This window comes from Polynucleobacter sp. JS-JIR-5-A7 (assembly GCF_018687935.1).
Classification (GTDB): domain Bacteria; phylum Pseudomonadota; class Gammaproteobacteria; order Burkholderiales; family Burkholderiaceae; genus Polynucleobacter.
The window spans coordinates 1,768,782-1,789,818 of the sequence record NZ_CP061308.1; the positions used below are offsets into that span (position 1 = coordinate 1,768,782).

Annotated in this window: 16 protein-coding genes; 7 read left to right on the plus strand and 9 right to left on the minus strand. The window is 47.8% G+C overall.

Annotation, left to right across the window (positions count from 1 at the left end; translation table 11 throughout):
• Nucleotides 1–15: 15 nt before the first annotated feature.
• The gene (locus tag AOC29_RS09255; protein WP_215295709.1) at nt 16–2,379 is read right to left on the minus strand and encodes a UvrD-helicase domain-containing protein; all 2,364 of its coding nucleotides are present in this window, start codon (nt 2,377–2,379) and stop codon (nt 16–18) included.
• 24 nt (nt 2,380–2,403) lie between these two features.
• Between AOC29_RS09255 and AOC29_RS09260 the strand changes: the two genes are divergently transcribed.
• Both AOC29_RS09260 and galU read left to right on the plus strand, forming a co-directional pair.
• On the plus strand, nt 2,404–5,295 hold the full coding sequence (locus tag AOC29_RS09260; RefSeq protein WP_215295710.1) for a valine--tRNA ligase: 2,892 nt from the start codon (nt 2,404–2,406) through the stop codon (nt 5,293–5,295).
• Nucleotides 5,296–5,309: 14 nt separating this feature from the next.
• Complete coding sequence (gene galU / locus AOC29_RS09265; protein WP_215295711.1) at nt 5,310–6,194, plus strand: UTP--glucose-1-phosphate uridylyltransferase GalU; 885 nt, start codon at nt 5,310–5,312, stop codon at nt 6,192–6,194.
• Nucleotides 6,195–6,209: 15 nt separating this feature from the next.
• Here galU and AOC29_RS09270 read toward each other — a convergent pair whose 3' ends face one another.
• A complete protein-coding gene (locus tag AOC29_RS09270; RefSeq protein WP_215297487.1) occupies nt 6,210–6,437 on the minus strand; it encodes a sulfurtransferase TusA family protein in 228 nt (75 codons plus the stop codon).
• Between the two features lie 14 nt (nt 6,438–6,451).
• Entirely contained in the window at nt 6,452–9,076 is a 2,625-nt protein-coding gene (gene alaS / locus AOC29_RS09275) for an alanine--tRNA ligase (protein WP_215295712.1), read from the minus strand.
• 131 nt (nt 9,077–9,207) lie between these two features.
• Between alaS and AOC29_RS09280 the strand changes: the two genes are divergently transcribed.
• The 3 genes from AOC29_RS09280 (at nt 9,208) to AOC29_RS09290 (ending at nt 13,048) form a co-directional block, all read left to right on the plus strand.
• Nucleotides 9,208–9,669, plus strand: a complete 462-nt coding sequence (locus AOC29_RS09280; protein ID WP_215295713.1) for a tripartite tricarboxylate transporter TctB family protein — start codon at nt 9,208–9,210, stop codon at nt 9,667–9,669.
• A gap of 19 nt (nt 9,670–9,688) precedes the next feature.
• Nucleotides 9,689–11,191: a tripartite tricarboxylate transporter permease gene (locus tag AOC29_RS09285; protein WP_215295714.1), complete on the plus strand. Its 1,503-nt coding sequence runs from the start codon at nt 9,689–9,691 to the stop codon at nt 11,189–11,191.
• An 84-nt stretch (nt 11,192–11,275) separates the two neighbouring features.
• On the plus strand, nt 11,276–13,048 hold the full coding sequence (locus tag AOC29_RS09290) for a glutamine--tRNA ligase/YqeY domain fusion protein (RefSeq protein WP_215295715.1): 1,773 nt from the start codon (nt 11,276–11,278) through the stop codon (nt 13,046–13,048).
• Here the strand turns inward: AOC29_RS09290 and AOC29_RS09295 are convergent.
• The gene (locus AOC29_RS09295) at nt 13,029–13,925 is read right to left on the minus strand and encodes an SDR family oxidoreductase (protein ID WP_251369984.1); all 897 of its coding nucleotides are present in this window, start codon (nt 13,923–13,925) and stop codon (nt 13,029–13,031) included. The two genes, AOC29_RS09290 and AOC29_RS09295, sit on opposite strands and share 20 nt — an antisense overlap.
• Before the next feature lie 27 nt (nt 13,926–13,952).
• On the opposite strand from AOC29_RS09295, the gene AOC29_RS09300 reads away from it, so the two are divergent.
• Nucleotides 13,953–14,993, plus strand: a complete 1,041-nt coding sequence (locus tag AOC29_RS09300) for a CDP-6-deoxy-delta-3,4-glucoseen reductase (protein ID WP_215295716.1) — start codon at nt 13,953–13,955, stop codon at nt 14,991–14,993.
• 59 nt (nt 14,994–15,052) lie between these two features.
• On the plus strand, nt 15,053–16,243 hold the full coding sequence (locus tag AOC29_RS09305) for an acetylornithine transaminase (RefSeq protein ID WP_215295717.1): 1,191 nt from the start codon (nt 15,053–15,055) through the stop codon (nt 16,241–16,243).
• Nucleotides 16,244–16,273: 30 nt separating this feature from the next.
• Here the strand turns inward: AOC29_RS09305 and AOC29_RS09310 are convergent, their stop codons facing one another.
• The 5 genes from AOC29_RS09310 to AOC29_RS09330 form a co-directional block, all read right to left on the minus strand.
• On the minus strand, nt 16,274–16,987 hold the full coding sequence (locus AOC29_RS09310) for an ABC transporter ATP-binding protein (RefSeq protein WP_215295718.1): 714 nt from the start codon (nt 16,985–16,987) through the stop codon (nt 16,274–16,276).
• Nucleotides 16,984–17,760, minus strand: a complete 777-nt coding sequence (locus AOC29_RS09315) for an ABC transporter ATP-binding protein (RefSeq protein ID WP_215295719.1) — start codon at nt 17,758–17,760, stop codon at nt 16,984–16,986. The genes AOC29_RS09310 and AOC29_RS09315 overlap by 4 nt, the downstream gene beginning before the upstream one ends.
• Nucleotides 17,760–18,821 (minus strand): branched-chain amino acid ABC transporter permease, encoded by a 1,062-nt coding sequence (locus tag AOC29_RS09320; protein ID WP_251369985.1) that lies wholly within the window; start codon nt 18,819–18,821, stop codon nt 17,760–17,762. The genes AOC29_RS09315 and AOC29_RS09320 overlap by 1 nt, the downstream gene beginning before the upstream one ends.
• A 19-nt stretch (nt 18,822–18,840) precedes the next feature.
• A complete protein-coding gene (locus tag AOC29_RS09325; RefSeq protein WP_215295721.1) occupies nt 18,841–19,776 on the minus strand; it encodes a branched-chain amino acid ABC transporter permease in 936 nt (311 codons plus the stop codon).
• A gap of 72 nt (nt 19,777–19,848) precedes the next feature.
• On the minus strand, nt 19,849–21,012 hold the full coding sequence (locus AOC29_RS09330) for a branched-chain amino acid ABC transporter substrate-binding protein (protein ID WP_215297490.1): 1,164 nt from the start codon (nt 21,010–21,012) through the stop codon (nt 19,849–19,851).
• Between the last annotated feature and the right edge of the window lie 25 nt (nt 21,013–21,037).

Here is a 21,037-nt window from a genome sequence, read left to right on the forward strand (position 1 = left end):
ACAGACTGAGATTCATCAATCAATCGCAGCAAGCTTGGCAATACTGAGTTGTAACCACTTCACACCGTGACGCTTAAAGCTCACTTGCGCACGAGCATCTGCATCAACGCCCTCTAAACCAGTCACGCGACCTTCACCAAATTTAGTGTGAAATACATTCTGTCCAATCTTAAATGGATAATCTCCACGCGGCGGTGATGCTAAGCGCTTCACTTCCATTGAAGCTGAGCCTACCCGCTTCACAGGTCGCCGTTGATCGCTACCGGAATCAAAGAAATCATTAGACTCATATTCACGTTGACGGGTATAGCCGTCTTGCCAAGTCGAGCCTGATCTGGAGCTACCGCCCCAGCGCGCATCTTTCGCTTTAGGCGTTAACCATTTCAGTGAGTCAGAGGGTAGCTCCTCTAAAAAACGGGAGGGCATGTTGTAACGTACCTGACCATGCAACATTCGCGATTGGGTGTGCGACAAATATAAGCGCTCTTTAGCACGAGTAATTGCCACATACATCAAACGACGCTCTTCTTCGAGACCATTGTGCTCGTTAATGCTGTTCTCATGAGGGAACAAGCCTTCCTCAAGACCGGTAATAAAGACCGAGGTGAACTCTAAGCCTTTGGCAGAGTGCACTGTCATCAATTGCACGGCATCTTGACCTGCTTGGGCTTGGTTATCACCCGCCTCTAATGAAGCATGAGATAAAAACGCAGCCAAAGGAGAAATATCTACAACACCAGGCGCATTTTCACCGGGTAGCATCGCAGCGGCAGCATCTTGACCATAGCCTTCTTCCGCAATGAAGGCAGTAGCGGCGTTGATTAATTCTTGTAAGTTTTCAACACGATCTTGTCCTTCGCGTTCAGATAAATAATGTTGAATCAAGCCACTGTGCTGGATCACAAACTCCACCGTTTCAGGCAGGGTGTTATGACGGGTTGCTTCGCGCATATGATCGACTAAGCGAATGAAACCACCCAAGGAAGCACCGGCCTTACCTTCAAGAGACGAAGCGGCCAAATACAAAGAACATTGCTGCGCTCTTGCCGCATCTTGTAAGGCTTCAATCGATCTTGCACCAATTCCCCTGGTTGGGAAATTCACCACCCGAGAAAATGAGGTGTCATCGTTCGGATTCTCAAGCAAGCGGAGATAAGCAAGTGCATGTTTAATTTCAGCGCGCTCGAAGAAGCGTAGACCGCCATAGACACGATAGGGAATCGCTGCTGAGAACAAAGCGTGCTCAATAATGCGTGACTGTGCATTACTTCGATACAACAATGCTACCTCTGTACGCTTGATCCCGCTATTGATCAGCGCTTTGATTTCATCTACCAACCATGCGGCTTCGGCATGATCACTGGGGGCTTCATAAATACGGACTGGCTCGCCATGCCCAGCATCAGTCCGTAGGTTTTTGCCAAGACGCTCAGAGTTATTTGCAATCAGGTGATTAGCAGTATCGAGAATGTGGCCGTGTGAGCGATAGTTTTGCTCGAGCTTGACCAATAAGGGATGAAACTGCTTTTCATAGAGACGCATGTTCTCGACATCGGCACCACGGAAGGCATAAATACTTTGATCGTCATCGCCGACTGCAAATACAGAACTGCTACCCATGCCGCTGACATTGACTTTACTGGCGTCATGTCCAGAAAGCAGCTTGAGCCAAGCGTATTGCAAGGCGTTGGTATCTTGAAACTCATCAATCAAGATGTGACGAAAACGTTCTTGATAATGCGTACGAATAGGTTCGCTATGCTTTAGTAATTCATAGCTACGTAAGAGTAGTTCCGCAAAATCAACCACACCCTCACGCTGACACTGCTCATCATAAGCGGCATAGAGCTGCGCCATCTTCGCCTGAAAGTCATCGCCTACCGATAAATCCTTGGCGCGTTGACCGCGCTCTTTGGCATGCGCAATGAAATACTGCAATTGCTTGGGTGGATACTTTTCATCATCTACCTTTAAGCCCTTCAAAAGACGCTTAATCGCTGAAAGTTGATCTTGGGTATCCAATATCTGGAAGGTGGACGGCAAGCCCGCTTCTTTATGGTGAGCTCGTAATAAACGGTTACAAAGACCATGGAAGGTGCCAATCCACATTCCCCGAGTATTGATGGGCAACATGGCGCTCAAACGCACCATCATCTCTTTAGCTGCTTTATTCGTAAAGGTAACTGCCAGCACACCAATGGGAGAAACCTGACCGGTCTGGATCAACCAAGCTATACGGGTTGTCAGTACACGCGTCTTACCGCTACCAGCGCCAGCCAAAATTAAGGCTGATTGGGCTTGGCCATCTGGGCTAACAGGCGGGAGGGTCACTGCCTCGCGCTGTTCTGGATTGAGGTTCGCGAGCAAGTCTGAGTACATCAGCCCAATTATAATTTGCCTCTTATGCCAAACGCCTCAAATACCCCTAATTCACCAGTAGCCGGTTCAGTTGACGAACTGGCCAAATCCTATGAACCCGCCCCAATCGAAGCTTACTGGGGACCAGAGTGGGAACGCCGAGGCATTGCTGATGCCAGCATGGATGAGGGCAAAGACAATTTTTCGATTCAGCTGCCACCACCCAATGTGACCGGCACCCTGCATATGGGTCATGCCTTTAACCAAACCATCATGGATGGCTTGGTGCGTCATGCCCGCATGTCTGGCAACAATACCTTGTGGGTTCCAGGAACCGACCATGCTGGTATTGCCACTCAAATTGTTGTTGAACGGCAACTCGATGCGCAAAAAGTGTCACGCCACGACTTAGGTCGCGAGAAGTTTTTAGAAAAGGTATGGGAGTGGAAAGAAACTTCTGGTAACACCATCACTCGTCAAATTCGTCGCCTCGGTGCTTCGATTGATTGGGGAAAAGAATATTTCACGATGGACAGCAAAATGTCCAAAGCAGTGGTTGAAGTGTTTGTGCGCCTCCATGAACAAGGTTTAATTTATCGCGGCAAGCGTTTGGTGAACTGGGATCCTGTATTGGGAACGGCAGTCTCCGATTTAGAGGTGGTGAGTGAAGAAGAAGATGGCTCCATGTGGCACATCCACTATCCCTTGGCTGATGGCTCAGGCCGCTTGACCGTTGCTACTACCCGCCCAGAAACCTTACTAGGTGACGTAGCAGTCATGATCAACCCAGAAGATGAACGCTACAAACACCTCATTGGCAAATCAGTGAATTTGCCTTTATGTGATCGTCAAATTCCGATTATTGCCGATGACTATGTAGATTTGAACTTTGGTACTGGTGTAGTGAAGGTTACTCCAGCGCATGACTTTAATGACTACGCAGTTGGACAACGTCACCAATTACCGCTCATCAACATCTTCACCTTGGATGCCAAGATTAATGAGAATGCTCCTGCCGCCTATCAAGGCATGGAGCGCTTTGCTGCTCGTAAACAAATCGTGGCCGATTTAGATGCTGCTGGTTTATTAGAAAAAGTTCAGCCACATAAACTGATGGTGCCCCGTGGTGATCGCACCCAAACCATTATTGAGCCCATGCTCACTGACCAGTGGTTTGTGGCGATGTCTAAACCCAGTCCAGATAACCAATATCAACCTGGCTCATCGATTGCCGGTGCTGCATTGGATGCGGTAACCAAAGGTGATATCAAACTGGTTCCAGAAAACTGGATTAATACTTACACCCAGTGGTTAGCCAATATTCAAGACTGGTGTATCTCTCGCCAACTCTGGTGGGGCCATCAAATCCCGGCTTGGTATGGTGATGATGGACAGATTTTTGTGGCACGCTCAGAAGATGAGGTCAAAGCGAAGGCTGCTGCTGCAGGCTACACAGGCAAACTCAATCGCGATGCAGATGTGTTGGATACCTGGTTTAGCTCCGCCCTTGTGCCCTTTAGTTCACTAGGCTGGCCAGAAGAAACAGCTGCTCTCAATCACTTCTTGCCATCATCCGTATTAGTAACTGGCTTTGACATCATCTTCTTTTGGGTGGCGCGCATGGTCATGATGACTTGCCACTTCACCGGCAAGGTGCCTTTCCATACCGTCTATGTTCATGGCTTAGTGCGTGATGCAGAAGGCCAAAAGATGAGTAAGTCCAAAGGCAACACTTTGGATCCAATTGATTTGATCGATGGCATCCAGATTGAAGACCTAATAGGTAAGCGCACTACAGGCCTCATGAATCCCAAGCAAGCAGAAAGCATTAGCAAGAAAACCAAGAAAGAGTTTCCGGAAGGTATTCCAGCATTTGGTACTGATGCTTTACGTTTTACTTTTGCATCCCTTGCCTCGCTCGGTCGCAACATTAACTTTGACCAGAAGCGCTGCGAAGGCTATCGCAACTTCTGTAACAAGCTTTGGAATGCAACGCGTTTTGTACTGATGAACTGCCCTGGTGGTGATGAAGACAATGGCTTAGCGCCTTGTGATAACCAATGCGGCCCAGAAGGCTATTTAGATTTCTCACCAGCAGACCGCTGGATTGTGTCCCAACTACAGAGAACGGAAGCCGAGGTAGCAAAAGGCTTCCAGAACTATCGCTTTGACAATATTGCTAGCAGCATCTATCAATTTGTCTGGGATGAGTATTGCGATTGGTACCTAGAGCTTGCCAAGGTACAACTCCAAACCGGCACACCAGCGCAGCAACGCGCAACTCGTCGGACCTTGCTACGCGTGCTAGAAACCATCTTGCGTATGGCGCATCCACTCATTCCGTTTATCACTGAAACACTTTGGCAAACCGTTGGACCAAAGTCTGGCAAGGAATTAGCAAAACAAAGTCAGCAAACCATCGCCTTGCAACCCTACCCTGTTGCTCAGCCTGAAAAGATTGATGAGCAAAGTGAAGCGTGGGTTGCCCAAGTGAAAGCGATTGTGGATGCCTGCAGAAATCTTCGCGGCGAAATGCAGGTACCCCCAGGGCAAAAAGTGCCGCTGTGGATTTATGGTCCAGAAGCCTTCTTACAAAAAGCGACTCCTTACTTACTCGCATTAGCCAAGCTCGCTGAAGTCAAAATCTATAGCGATGAATCCGCCCTCGAAAAAGATGCGCCTGGCGCACCAATTGCATTAGTTGGCGATATCAAGCTCTTACTCAAAATCGAAGTGGACGTGGCGGCTGAGCGTATTCGACTTGGTAAGGAAATTGAACGCCTTGCTAATGAAATCACTAAAGCCCGCAGCAAATTGGGAAATGAGAGCTTTGTGGCTCGCGCCCCTGCTGAGGTTGTAGCCCAAGAAAAACAGCGCCTTGCTGGATTTGAACAAAATCATGAGAAGCTTGTTGCACAATTAGAGCGTCTTCAATAAAGATCGGATATCCCATGCCATTGACTACTAAAGCCGTTACAAAAGCCGTCTTCCCTGTTGCCGGTCTTGGTACCCGTTTCTTGCCAGCCACCAAGGCAAGCCCAAAAGAGATGCTCAATGTAGTCGACAAACCACTGATTCAATACGCAGTAGAAGAAGCGATTGCCGCTGGCATTACTGAAATGATTTTTGTCACTGGTCGCAGCAAACGTGCCATTGAAGATCACTTTGATAAAGCGTATGAGCTCGAAGCAGAGCTCGAGGCTAAAAATAAACAAGCGCTACTAGACATCGTGCGTAACGTGAAACCCAGTCATGTTGACTGCGTATATGTCCGTCAGCCTGAAGCACTAGGTTTAGGTCATGCCGTATTGTGTGCAGAAAAACTCGTTCGGGATGAACCCTTCGCTATCATTTTGGCTGATGACTTATTAGATGGTCAGCCTCCAGTCCTCAAGCAAATGCTCAAAGTCTTTAATGAGCAAAACGGCTCTGTCATCGCAGTTGAAAAAATTGATCTAGCAAAAAGTAGTTCTTACGGCATCGTCGCCGGCTCAGAAGTAGCCAAGGGCATCTACCGCCTCAACGGTATTGTCGAAAAGCCTCAACCTCAAGATGCGCCTTCCAACCTCGCTGTGGTTGGTCGTTATGTGCTCTCCTCAGAAATCTTTAAACACATCCGCAATCTCAAACCTGGTGCTGGTGGCGAGATCCAGCTTACCGATGCGATTGCAACCTTGCTTAAGGAAGAGCCAGTATTTGCTTATGAATATGATGGCGTACGTTATGACTGCGGTAGCAAGTTGGGCTATCTCAAAGCGTCGGTGGAATTTGCATTGCGCCACCCGGAGGTCTCTGCTGATTTTGCAGCCTACTTAAAGAGTCGCTCTTTAACTTAAGACTGCTTGCCTTGCTTATCTTCTCTTTAAGAAGAACACCAAGACATCACCTTCAGTACTGCTAGCAATCAGCTCATTGCCCGTTTGCTTCGCAAAGGCTGGAAAATCTCTCGCCGCTCCTGAATCAGTTGCCTTGATCTTTAAGACTTCACCAGAATGCATTGTTGCCAATGCTTTCTTGGTACGCAAAATCGGCAGTGGGCAGTTCATGCCAATCGCATCCACTTCTGCATTAAATGCAATGCTTGCTACATCATTCATTTGCTAGCCACCCAATCTTTAACACCTTCTAAAGCAGCACCAAGCTTAGTAGGATCGTTACCGCCAGCCATGGCCATCTCTGGCTTACCGCCACCTTTGCCGCCAACCTGCTGCGCAACAAAGTTCACGAGATCACCAGCTTTCACTTTGCCAATCGAATCTGCAGTCACACCGGCAATCAAGCTGACCTTATCGCCTTGCACAGAGGCTAAGACAATCGCAGCCGTTTTGAGTTTGGCTTTTAGTGCGTCCATGGTTTCGCGAAGAACCCCTGCATCGGCACCGTCTAATTTGGCAGCCAATACTTTTAAGCCATTGACGTCAATAGCCTGACCAGCTAGCTCATCGCCTTGGCTAGCGGCTAATTTGGAATTGACTTTTTCTAATTCGCGCTCAGCCTGACGCAAGCTATCTTGCAGTTGCGCAACCCGATTCACTAAATCGCCAGGATGGGTTTTAAGGATGGCTGCAGCCTCGTTAATTTTGTCTTCAAGGCCTTGCAAGAAGTGGAGTGCATTAGTACCGGTCACTGCCTCAACTCGACGAATACCAGCAGCAACCCCGCCTTCAGAAACAATCTTCAAACTACCGATATCGCCAGTACGTGACACGTGAGTACCGCCACACAATTCTTTAGAGCTGCCGATTTCTAAAACACGGACTTCAGCGCCATACTTCTCACCAAAGAGCATCATGGCACCAGTCTTTTGGGCATCGTCTAAAGACATGACTTTTCCAGAGGTGGCTGTATTCGCCAAGATCTCTGCATTCACAATACCTTCAATACGACGAATCTGTTCTGCCGTTATAGGCGCATTGTGCGTAAAGTCAAAACGGGTTTTAGTTGCATCAACTAAGGAACCTTTTTGTTGCACATGATCGCCCAAGACTTCACGCAGAGCTTTGTGCAAAATATGGGTTGCACTGTGATTACGCATCGTATCGGTTCTTTGCTGCACATCGACCAAGGCATTTAGTGCATCACCTACTTTAAGCTCGCCCTCGAGCACCTCACCTTGATGACCGAATACGTCAGCTTGAATCTTGAAGGTGTCATCTACTGAAAAACGGACAGACTCATTGCGAAGCTCGCCCTGATCACCGACCTGACCACCAGATTCAGCGTAGAAAGGGGTATTGTCTAAAACGATTACCGCAGCATCGCCTGCTTTTACTGAGGTAACTTCAGAGCCATCGATGTATAGCGCAGTCACTTTAGCGCCCTCATGTTTCAAGGAATCGTAGCCGTGAAACTGCGTAGGCTTTCCTTTGTAATCTAAACCTTGAGCCACTTTGAACTTGCCGGCTGCTCTGGCTTGATCACGCTGCTTTTGCATAGCGACTTCAAAACCTTCGGCGTCTACTGTCACACCACGTTCGCGACAAACGTCTGCTGTTAAATCTAATGGGAAACCAAATGTGTCGTGCAAGCGGAAAGCGGTTTCACCGTCAACCACTTTGGCGCCTCCCGCTAATGCACCATCCAAAATTTCCATGCCATTGGCAATCGTTTGGAAGAAGCGTTCTTCTTCTTGCTTGAGTACTTCACTCACCTTATCTTGCGCAGCACGCAACTCTGGATAGGCCTCGCCCATCTCTTTTACGAGTGCAGGGACTAGTTGATAGAAGAATGGTTTACGTGCCCCTAACTTATAGCCATGCCGAATCGCACGACGTGCAATACGACGCAAGACATAACCACGTCCTGCATTACCGGGAATCACACCATCCACGACAATAAAACTACAAGCCCGAATATGGTCAGCAATCACTTTTAATGAAGGGCTTTCCGCATCACAGTTCTCGCCGCCAGCAGCGTCTACCGCTTCCTTAGAAGCCCTGAGTAGGTTGACGAAGAGGTCAATTTCATAATTGGAATGTACGTGTTGCAAGACGGCAGCAATGCGCTCAAGGCCCATACCCGTATCGACGCTAGGCTTTGGCAATGGATGCATGACGCCTGCCTCATCGCGATTGAACTGCATGAACACGTTGTTCCAAATTTCGATAAAACGATCGCCATCTTCCTCTGGACTGCCAGGAGGACCGCCTGGAATGTGAGCACCGTGATCATAAAAAATTTCAGTACAAGGTCCGCAAGGGCCGGTGTCACCCATCATCCAGAAATTATCGGAAGCGTAACGCGCCCCTTTGTTATCCCCAATCCGAATAATGCGATCTGCAGGAACGCCAATTTGGTCTTTCCAGATGGCATAGGCTTCGTCATCTTCTGCATAGACAGTAACTAACAGTCTATCTTTTGGCAGCTTAAGTACTTGGGTCAATAAATCCCAAGCAAATTGAATCGCATCTTTTTTGAAATAGTCTCCAAATGAGAAATTACCCAACATTTCAAAAAAGGTATGGTGGCGGGCGGTATAGCCCACGTTATCCAAGTCATTGTGTTTTCCACCCGCCCGAATGCACTTTTGCGCTGTCGTGGCACGATGATAGGAGCGCTTATCAAAGCCCAAAAACACGTCCTTAAACTGGTTCATGCCTGCATTCGTAAATAGCAGGGTAGGATCATCCCCAGGCACTACCGGGCTGGAAGTGACGATTTGGTGGCCTTTTTCGGCAAAGAAATCCAGGTAAGCCTGGCGAATTTGGGAGACTTTCATGTCAATAATTATCGCATTGGCACTAGCCTAGGGCAAAAGCTAGGCAATATGCCCTCGTCCTGCCTTACAATCCCACAACATTAATATAAATCGGCACCTTAGCAATTAAGTCGACATACAAGGAGAGCAACTTGAAAATTCGCAATCAACGGGATTTTGGGGCGGGGGTCATGTATATGGTCATCGGCCTCTTCTTTACCATTGTGGCTAGAAATTACCCCATGGGAACTGCCGCCAAAATGGGTCCTGGCTACTTCCCCTTCTACTTGGGCATATTGATGATTTTGCTAGGTTTACTGGTCGCCGTTAAAGCATTCAACGCAAAAGCTGCCATCGAATCCATTCCGAAATTCAACTGGAAGATCATTGCTCAAATTACGGGTGCGGTTGTCTTGTACGGACTTTTGCTTCCAAGAATGGGCTTCTTAGTTGCCGTAGTGGTTTTGGTATTCGTGTCTGCCAGTGCCAGCAAAGAATTCACCTGGAAAGGCACTGCTATTAATGCAGCATTCTTAGTGACTTTCACTTATTCCGTGTTTGTAGTGGGCTTGAAACTTCAGTTCCCACTCTTGCCTGTCTTCCTTCAACAATAACGAAACGGGACTCTGAAAAATGGATTTATTTGCTAACTTAGGTCTCGGTTTTGAAACCGCATTTACCTTACAGAATCTTTTGTACTGCCTAATTGGCTGTATCTTAGGAACCCTTATTGGTGTTTTGCCTGGACTTGGCCCTATCGCTACGATTGCGATGCTCTTGCCAGCAACGTATGCCTTGCCTCCCATTGCCGCATTGATCATGTTGGCCGGCATTTACTACGGCTCACAATATGGAGGCTCAACCACTGCGATTTTGCTCAACATCCCGGGGGAGACGTCCTCGGTGGTGACGGCGATTGACGGCTACCAAATGGCCCGCAATGGCCGAGCAGGTGTTGCCTTGTTTACCGCTGGTATGGGTTCATTCTTTGCGGGTTGCGTCGCAACTTTGGTGTTAGCTGCTTTTGCTGCGCCACTCTCACAGCTTGCCTTTAAGTTTGGACCTGCTGAATACTTCTCCCTCATGGTCTTGGGTTTAATTGGTGCAGTGGTATTGGCATCCGGATCTTTGATCAAGGCAATCGGCATGATCGTGCTTGGTCTATTGATGGGCTTGATTGGTACTGACGTGAACTCCGGTGTATCCCGCTATGCGTTTGATATTCCCGAATTGAGTGACGGTATTGGCTTTGTGGCAGTTGCTATGGGCGTATTCGGCTTCGCTGAAATCATGGGTAACCTTGAAAAAACAGGTGATGACGAAGGCTTCCTTAATAAGCTCACGAGTATGGTCCCCACCAAGACTGATGTGAAGCGCATGATTCCATCGATCTTGCGCGGTACAACGATTGGTTCGATCTTAGGCATTCTGCCCGGTGGTGGCGCAGCTCTAGCCGCATTCGGTGCTTACTCTGTCGAGAAAAAATCTTCCAAGTACAGCCATGAGTTTGGTAAAGGCGCGATTGAGGGTGTTGCTGGTCCAGAAGCAGCGAACAACGCAGCTGCTCAAACCTCCTTTATTCCATTGCTCACATTAGGTATTCCACCAAATGCGGTGATGGCCTTGATGGTTGGCGCGATGACGATTCATAACATTCAACCAGGTCCACAAGTAATGACCAGCAACCCGGCTTTGTTCTGGGGTCTGATTGCATCCATGTGGATTGGTAACGTGATGCTGATTCTCTTGAACTTGCCTTTGATTGGTATCTGGGTAAAGCTCTTGAAAATTCCTTATCGCTTCCTCTACCCAGCGATCTTGGTTTTCTGCTGTATCGGTGTATATACCGTGAACAATACGGTGTTTGACGTGTATGTCACGGCAGGCTTTGGCTTGATTGGCTACCTCTTCTTCAAACTTGGTTGCGAACCTCCTCCATTACTCTTGGGCTTTGTGCTTGGCCCGATGATGGAAGAGAATTTCCGTCGTGCGCTACTCTTGTCGCGCGGTGATTTCACAACCTTTGTCACTCGCCCACTCTCCTTAGGATTGCTGATTGCAGCAGCCCTCTTAGTCGTGATCGTGGCTTTGCCAGCAGTGAAGAAGACCCGCGAAGAGGCATTCGTCGAAGACTGATTGTCTTAGACCTTACAGAAACGAGCCCGCAGCAGTTTGCGGGCTTTTTCTTTATGGTGCGGGGGTTTTCTCTACAATGTGGCTATGTCCCAAGATAGCAAACCCTCTAAAGTCGTTGCCGGCGCAGTCGCCGAGCCTTCCAACTTTTTACGTCAGATCATCGATCATGACTTAGCCAGCGGTGCTTTTTCACAGCGTACGAATTTAGCGGGCGAGCATATCCCATCGATCATCACTCGTTTTCCACCGGAACCAAACGGGTATTTGCATATTGGCCACGCTAAAAGTATTTGCCTCAACTTTGGCTTAGCTGCCGATTACAACCATCAAGCTGGTGGTGCGCGTTGCAATATGCGCCTAGATGACACCAACCCCGTTAAAGAAGATGTTGAATACGCTGACAGTATTCTGGATGCAGTGAAGTGGCTTGGATTTGATTGGGGCACACATCTTTATCATGCCAGCGATTACTTTGATCGACTGTATGAGTTTGCAGAGATTCTGATTCAGAATGGCAAAGCGTATGTCGATAGCCAAAGTGCGGATGATATTCATACCAATCGTGGCAACTTTGGACAAGCTGGAAAAAATAGTCCCTATCGTGAGCGTAGCCCTGAAGAAAATCTGACCCTCTTTCGCGAAATGCGCGATGGCAAGTTCAAGGATGGTGAACATGTTCTGCGTCTCAAAATTGAGATGGCGCATCCCAATATCGTGATGCGTGACCCTGTGGTCTACCGTATTCGCCATACTGATCACCATCGCACCGGAAGCAAATGGTGCATCTATCCACTATATGACTTCACGCATTGCATCTCCGATGCGCTGGAGAGTGTCTCTCACTCCATTTGTACCCTCGAATTTGAGAACAATCGTCCACTGTATGACTGGATCGTGAATTCACTTAAAGAATTGGGTGTCTTTAAAGATCCCGTCCCTCACCAATATGAATTTGCCCGGCTCAATTTAACTTACACCATTACTAGCAAGCGTAAGTTATTGCAGCTCGTTGAAGAAAAACAGGTTGATGGCTGGGATGATCCACGGATGCCAACCATTGTTGGAATCCGTCGTCGTGGTTACACCCCAGAGAGCATTCGTCTATTCTGTGAACGTATTGGTGTCTCAAAAGCCGATAGCTGGATTGATATGAGCACGCTCGATCAAGCCTTGCGTGATGACCTCGAGGCAAGAGCACCACGCGCAACAGCTGTCTTAAAACCACTTAAGCTGGTAGTTGAAAACTTTGATGCTGCTGCAAAAGAATCTTGTTCAGCACCGCGCCATCCTCAACACCCTGAATGGGGTAATCGTGAATTCAACTTCACCCGCGAACTCTGGATTGAAGCGGATGACTTTATGCAAGAACCGATTAAAGGCTTCTTCAGACTCTACCCACCAATTGGCGATCACGCTGGTAGCCGTGTGCGCCTACGTCATGGCTTTGTTGTTGAGTGCACTGGTTTTGAGACGGATGCGCAGGGCAATGTCACGCAAGTCAATGTGAGCTACTTCCCAGACAGTAAGAGCGGCACCGCTGGTTCCAATAACTATAAGGTGAAGGGCAATATTCACTGGATTAGCGCTGCAGAAGCAATCCCAACCGAAGTGCGCTTGTATGACCATCTCTTCACTGATCCACATCCGGATAGTGGCGATAAAAATTTCTTAGATGCCATCAATCCAAACTCTAAAGAAACAATAACAGCTTACTTAGAGCCTTGCATGAAAGATGTGAAAGCTGAAGATTGTTTTCAATTTGAACGTCACGGCTACTTTGTTGCAGATAAAACAGACTCCAAACCTGGCAAGCCTGTATTTAATCGCACAGTTGGTCTTAAGGATTCTTGGAAGTAGTCTGCAAAAAATCGGCTAAGCTGGGATAACGCAGCGGAGTTTTCAACTCATGTAGTCGAGCATTTGTCACTCGTCTCGATTCCCGCATAAATGACCACAGCATCGGGCTCACCATCTGTTGCAGTTCACTAGCAGGCATACGTGGTGGCCTATCCAAACCAAAGGCATCAGCCACTTCATCAAAGTAATCGCCCATTTTGGTTTCACTCCCATCGCAGGTATTGATAATGCGCTGTGGCTTACCGTGATATACCGCCGCGCACACTAAGCGCGCTAGATCATCACTATGAATATGATTTGAGTAAGCATCTTCCTCTGGGAGTAGCGCCGGGGTTTTAGACTGTAAGCGCTCTAGGGGCAAACGATCAGCCGCATAGATTCCGGGCACACGCAAAATGGTGACAGCCACACCATGTGCTGGCCCCCATAAACGGAGTGCCTGCTCTGCGTCTACTCTTCTCTGGGCTCGCTCACTCTGAGGATTAACGGGGGTTGCCTCACTCACCTTAGCGCCACGATGATCGCCATATACGCCTGTGGTGCTGACATAGATCAAACGCCTGACGACATTGGAGCCTTGGGCTAAAATTCTCAATAGGTTGCGGGTTCGGCAATCACGATTTCCTTGGTTTTGGGGTGGCGCTAAATGAATGACGGTTTGAGCTAAACCGGATAGACGCCATAAAGTTTCTGGATGATCCAGATTCCCCAACATCGGAGTCGCGCCAACCTCCCTCAACTCCTGAAAACGATTTTGCGAAGATGTGAGTGCAAAAACTCGATGACTACGGGAAAGCTGTTTTGCTACCCGAAGACCAATGTCACCGCAGCCAATAATCAGGATTGAAGGTTTACCAAAAGATTGCATAAGTGACATCGTAACGATTTATTGAAAGGAATGAGAGTGTCTCATCAGGTCACGCTCAAAACGAGCGGCAAACAATTTACTGTAACCCAGGATGAAACCGTCCTGGAGGCCGCTCTTCGCCAAGGCATTAAGCTACCCTATGGCTGCAAAAATGGTGCCTGCGGCTCTTGTAAAGGTAAGGTCTTGGAGGGTCAAGTCAGCCATGATCAACACAGCGAGAGCGCTTTAAGCAAAGCCGATGAAACAGCAGGCGGCATCTTGTTTTGCTGCTCTCATCCACAATCCGATCTACTCATTGAGGCTCGTGAAGTCCAAGGCGCAGGCGATATCGCGATTCGGAAGATTCCTTGCCGGGTTAACACCATTACTAAGCCTAGTGACGATGTGGTGATTCTGAAGTTGCAACTTCCAGCTGCTGAACGCTTCCAGTTCTTAGCGGGGCAATACCTCGAGTTTCTTTTAAAAGACGGGCAACGTCGTGCTTATTCGATCGCCACTGCGCCCGAGCAAGAAGGTCCATTAGAACTGCATATCCGCCACTTACCTGGCGGCGTATTTACAGACTTTGTATTTGGGGCTGCAACGCCAGCACTAAAAGAAAAAGATATCCTGCGTTTCGAGGGGCCCTTGGGTAGCTTCTTCCTCAGAGAGGACTCTAAAAAGCCCATCATTTTTGTCGCCGCTGGTACTGGCTTTGCGCCAATTAAATCCATCATTGAACAAATGCAAGCCAAGAAAATGGATCGCCCGATTAAGCTGTATTGGGGCGGTAGGCGCCCAAGCGATCTGTATCTCCATGATCTATGCAAAACCTGGGAACAAGACATCCCCCATTTCCAATACATCCCAGTGATCTCAGACGGTTTACCAGAAGATGCGTGGCAGGGCCGGACAGGCTTTGTACACCTTGCGGTCATAGATGACCACCCTAGCCTCAAGGACTTTCAGGTCTACGCCTGTGGGGCGCCTGTCATGGTCAACGCAGCCCGTGAGGACTTTTCATCCAAATGTCATCTGCCTGAGGAAGAATTCTTTGCTGATTCTTTCACTAGCGCGGCAGATTTAGCCACAAACTAATCTCCATAAAGTTAGATAATAGAAACTTCACTAGCCTTATTTATTTACCCTAGCCCAGCATGAACACTCCAGCCCCTATTGACACCCATTCAGTCATGTTTATTACTCAACGCCCAGACGTAGTGATGGTTGAGGGTGATGGCTCATGGCTAACGGATAACAACGGCAAACGCTATTTAGATTTCTTACAGGGGTGGGCGGTAAATTGCTTGGGTCATAGCAATCCAGGAATGATTGCAGCACTAAATGCTCAAGCCAAGAAACTGATTAACCCCAGTCCAGCGTTTTATAACGAGCCGATGATTGGCTTATCCAACCTCTTGACTGCTCATAGCTGCTTTAACAAAGTCTTTTTTGCCAACAGTGGCGCCGAAGCCAATGAAGGCGCGATTAAGCTAGCCCGCAAATGGGGTCAGCTGAATAAAAATGGTGCCTTTGAAATCATCACTTTTGATCACAGTTTTCATGGTCGCACCATAGCCACCATGAGCGCCTCTGGTAAGCCAAACTGGGACACCATGTTTGCACCACAAGTTGCCGGTTTTCCGAAAGCAGATTTGAATGATTTGGAATCTGTTAAGAAGTTAGTGACGGATAAAACAGTGGCCGTGATGTTAGAGCCTATTCAAGGTGAAGGCGGCGTCATTCCCACCACGAAAGAATTTATGCGTGAACTACGCCAGTTCACTAAAGAAAATAATATTCTGCTCATCGCCGATGAAGTACAAGCGGGCTGCGGCCGCACAGGCACCCTGTTTGCTTATCAGCATTACGGTATCGAGCCAGATATCATGACCTTAGGTAAAGGCATTGGTGGTGGCGTTCCCTTAGCAGCCTTAATGGCGACTGATGCGGTAGCTTGCTTTGTGCCTGGCGATCAAGGTGGCACCTATAACGGTAATCCTTTGATGACTGCGGTAGGCATCAGCGTCATCAAGCAATTACTGGCTCCCGGATTTTTAGAGAGCGTGAAAGCCAAGGGTGAACTACTCAAATCAGAATTACTCAAGCTTTGCGCTGAATTTAATCTGGAAGGTGAGCGTGGTGAAGGTTTATTGCGCGCCCTAATGCTCGGTAAAGATATTGGCGGTAAGCTAGTTGATTTAGCCCGTGAGCGTAGCCCTGAAGGCTTGTTGATTAACTCCCCCAGACCTAACTTGTTACGCTTTATGCCAGCACTCAATGTGAGCGATGATGAGATTCATCAGATGTGCAGCATGCTACGTGAGTTGCTGAAGGAAACGGCTTAAGCAATTTTCCTAACTGCTTAGTCGCCTACCTTACTCCCCTAAATAAGCAGTACGCACTCTCGGGTCTTGGAGCAATTCTTTGCCGGCTCCTGTAAGCGTGATCAAACCACTCTCCATCACATAAGCACGATCGGCCATCTCTAAGGCTAGACGGGCATTTTGCTCAACTAGCAGAATGGTCATCCCGTTTGCTGAAAGATTACGAATCACATCAAAAATTGTTTCCACCATGATGGGGGATAAACCCATAGATGGCTCATCTAGCAATAAGAGCTTAGGTTCAGCCATCATCGCTCTACCCATCGCCACCATTTGTTGCTCGCCACCAGACAGTGTGCCAGCGAGTTGCGAGAGCCGCTCTTTCAGTCTCGGGAAATAAGAAAATACTTCCTCTAGTTTTTGATGGATGGCTTTGGTGTCTGTTTTCAGAAATGCGCCCATCTGCAGATTTTCTAAAATGCTCATGCGCTTAAATACGCCACGCCCCTCAGGAACAAGACCTAAGCCAAGACGAACCAATTCATAAGCGGGTAGCTGATTAGTTTTGTGCGCAAGAAATTCAATCTCACCTGATGTAGGAGTCAGTAAGCCTGCAATCGCTTTCAGAGAGGAGCTCTTACCTGCTCCGTTAGCACCAATCAAGGCTACTAACTCACCTTGATTGACATGTAGGTCAATACCTTTAACGGCGTTAATGCCGCCATAGGCTACCTTGAGATCTTGTACTTGCAGCAAGGCGCTCATGACACTGCTCCCTGACCAAGATAGGCTTTAATCACTTCAGGGTGTATGCGAACATCGGCTGGCTTGCCTGCAGCAATCACCTTGCCGTAATCGAGCACCGTTAAGCTATCGCAAATCCCCATCACCAAACTCACATCGTGCTCTATCAAGAGAATAGTTTTGCCATCCGCCCGAATACGCAGCAACAACTCACGCAGTTCTAATTTCTCGGTCGCATTCATGCCAGCAGCAGGCTCATCTAAAGCGAGGAGCTGAGGCTCAGTTGCTAAGGCTCTAGCAATCTCTAAGCGACGTTGATGCCCATAAGACAAATGACGCGCCTGCATTTCTGCATAATTACTCAAGCCCACGTAAGCCAGCAATACAAGAGATTCCTCCCGAATCGCTTGCTCCTCGTGCTGCGTGGATGGAAAGCGGAAGATAGCGCCCAAGAAACCCGCCTTAGATCGGCAGTGACATCCCACCATCACATTTTCTAAAACAGACATTTCTCCAAAGAGACGGATGTTCTGAAAGGTTCTCGCTAATCCCGATTTAGTGACTTCTGAGACTGACTCTGGGAAATAGGATTGACCATCAAATAAAAAGATGCCGGAATCTGCAGGGTAGAGGCCAGTGATGACATTAAAGAAAGTAGTCTTGCCTGCGCCATTGGGGCCAATCAAACCGACAATCGATCCCTTTGGCACCTGCAAACCGACAGAATCTAAGGCTTGCACTCCACCAAAGCATTTAGAAACATCCGTGACATCAAGTAGCAAAGGAGCAGACATTATTTGCCTCCTCCTTTTTGCCAAATACCGCCTGGGCGATACAGCATGATCAAAATCAGTGCTAAGCCATAGATCAATTGACGAATCACTTCAACATCAACAATTACATGACCAAAGAGCGCCTTTTGCACTGGCTCGGCTACGCCCCGTAATACTTCTGGAAAGACTGCCAATACGATCGCGCCTAAGATCACTCCAGGAATATGTCCAATACCGCCCAACACCACCATCGCTAAAACAACGATTGATTCCCAAAGGGTGAACGACTCAGGGGAAACAAATCCCTGAAATGCAGAAAAGAGCACCCCCGCAACGCCAGCAAATGAAGCGCCAATCGCAAAAGCGAGCAACTTCATATTGCGTGTGTTGATACCCATCGCTTTAGCAGCGATCTCGTCTTCTCGAATCGCAACCCAAGCCCGACCGATACGAGAGTTCTGTAAATGCAAACACACAATGGTCACAGCAATAGCTAAAGCCAGAAAAAGGTAAAACACCAAATACAAACCCGGGATCTGTACAAAGCCCAGGTCAAGCGGTTTGGTAAATGAAACCCCAAACATCTGAATCGGATCAATTGCTGTAATGCCTTTAGGGCCATTGGTGAGATTCAATGGGCGATCTAGATTATTCATAAAGATCCGAATAATTTCACCAAAACCTAAAGTGACGATCGCCAAATAATCCCCGCGCAATTGCAAGGTGGGCAGCCCCAAAATAATCCCGAAGAGAGCGGCCAAGATGATGGAAAACACTGCCACCATCCAGGGAGAAAAATGCATGCCTTGCGGAAATGCAGAGGCAATCGTTTCAAAATGCTGAGGCAAATGTGGCGAAGCTAATAAGGCATAGCTATAAGCACCTAATGCATAAAATGCGATGTAACCTAAGTCGAGCAGACCAGCAAAACCGACAACTACATTGAGGCCAAGGGCGAGAACGATATAGAGCAAAGCAAAATCAAGCACGCGCACCCAATAGTTACCGCCACTCGCACCCACAATCCATGGCAACAGTATTAATGCAAACGCGCCTAAGTAAAGATAGGTAGATTGACTCAAATGATTTGAGACAAGCTTCTTAAGCACGGTCAGAAACCTTCTCACCCAGCAAACCAGTAGGTCGTAATATCAGCACTAAGATCAATACCAAGAAAGCAAAAATATCTTGATAGTTCGAACCAAATACGCCACCAGTGAGCTCGCCAATGTAGCCAGCGCCCAAAGACTCAATTAAACCAAGCAGCAAACCCCCAAGCATCGCACCCTGCAAGTTACCAATGCCGCCCAACACCGCCGCTGTAAAGGCTTTTAGGCCAGGAATAAAGCCCATATAAAAGTGCACATTACCGTAGTTGCTAGCGATCATGACGCCAGCCAAACCTGCTAAAGCACCACCCAACATGAACGTAATTGAGATCACCCGGTTTGGGTTCACACCCATCAAGGCGGCAATTTGGGTTTGCTCTGCAGTAGCGCGCATAGCCCTACCGAGTTTGGTTTTCTCAACCAAGAACAATAGGCCGCACATCACTGCCAAGGCAACCGCAACAATCACAATCTCTTTACCGGTAATCGTTGCACCAGTAGCGCCTATTTCGATAGGACTGGATGGCAATAATTGTGGATAGGTCATCGGATTTCGAGACCAAATCAACATGGCGATTGTTTGTAACAGTATGGACATACCGATCGCAGAAATCAGTGGCGCCAAGCGTGGCGCATGACGCAGAGGGCGATAAGCAATACGCTCAATCCAATAACTCAGACCCGCACAGACAGCCATCATGATGGGCAAGACAATCAGGAGTGTGAGCCAGCCCGGTAAATCACTAGTCAAACTTAAAATCAAGCGCAGCAATGAGAGCGAGACCATTGCGCCGATCATCAACACCTCGCCATGGGCGAAATTGATAATCCCCAGCACGCCGTAGACCATGGTGTAACCCAAGGCGATCAAGGCATAGATACTACCCAGCACCAAACCATTGATGATCTGCTGTAGAAAAATATCCATTAAAAAATATTTATCAGAAATGTAGAGCACAAAAAAAAGAGCACCGCATTTGCGGCGCCCTTTTCATGTTTCTTACATATTGATGACGTCAAGGACCGTTTTCTTTTTGTCTTTAAAGTCATAGAGGGTAATGACGCCCTCTTTCATATCGCCCTTACTATCAAAAGCAATATTACCTACCAAGCCATTCATTTTAGTTTCAGGCATGACTACCAAGATCTTCGCTGGATCAGTTGAATTAGCACGCTTCATCGCATCCACTAATACATAGACAGCGTCGTAAGTAAATGGTGCATAGATTTGTACATCAGCATTAAAGCGCTCTTTATAACGCTTTTGGAAATCAGCGCCTTGCGCCATCTTCGTGAGCGCCTTGCCTGCCTCAGAGCAAGTGACATTGACAACTGCGTCGCCAGCCAATTCAGCCAGCTTCTCAGTGCACATACCATCACCGCCAACAATCTTAGACTTGATGCCCAACTCAGTTGCTTGCTTCGTTAATGGGCCACCGGTTGCATCCATGCCACCGTACATGATGACATCAGGTTTACTGCCTTTGACCTTAGTCAAAATAGCCTTGAAGTCAGTTGCTTTGTTATTGCTCGCTTCACGCGTGACTACTTTCACACCAGCTGCTTTCACCGTCTTCTCAAACTCATCAGCTAGACCTTTGCCGTACTGAGTCGAGTCATCAATGATGGCGACTGTTTTGGCATTCAAAGTCTTGGCAACATAATTAGCTAAAGCAGGGCCTTGCTGCGCATCGGTTGCTACTAGGCGATAGGTAGTTTTAAAGCCTTGCTTGGTGTAATCTGGGTTGGTAGCGGACGGAGAAATCTGCGTAATGCCAGCATCACTGTAGATTTTTGAAGCAGGAATACTAGTGCCAGAGTTCAGATGACCTACAACACCAACGACTTTTGCATCTACTAATTTTTGCGCTACTTGCGTTGCAGTTTTTGGATCTTCAGCATCATCTTCAGGCACTAAAGTGAGAACTACTTTTTTGCCATCAATCGTCAAGCCTGCTTTATTAATTTCTTCTAGCGCCAAGCGTGCGCCATTTTCATTATCTTTACCCAAGTGGGCGATAGGGCCAGTCAATGGAGCTACATGGCCAATTTTGACTTCAATACCATCTGCCGGTACAGCCGCAGATTTATCTGCGCCCTTACCGCAACCTGCCAGAATCAAGGCTGCTGCCGATACAGCAATAGCACTCTTCATAAAAATCATTTTTGATGCACTTGAATGAATCATC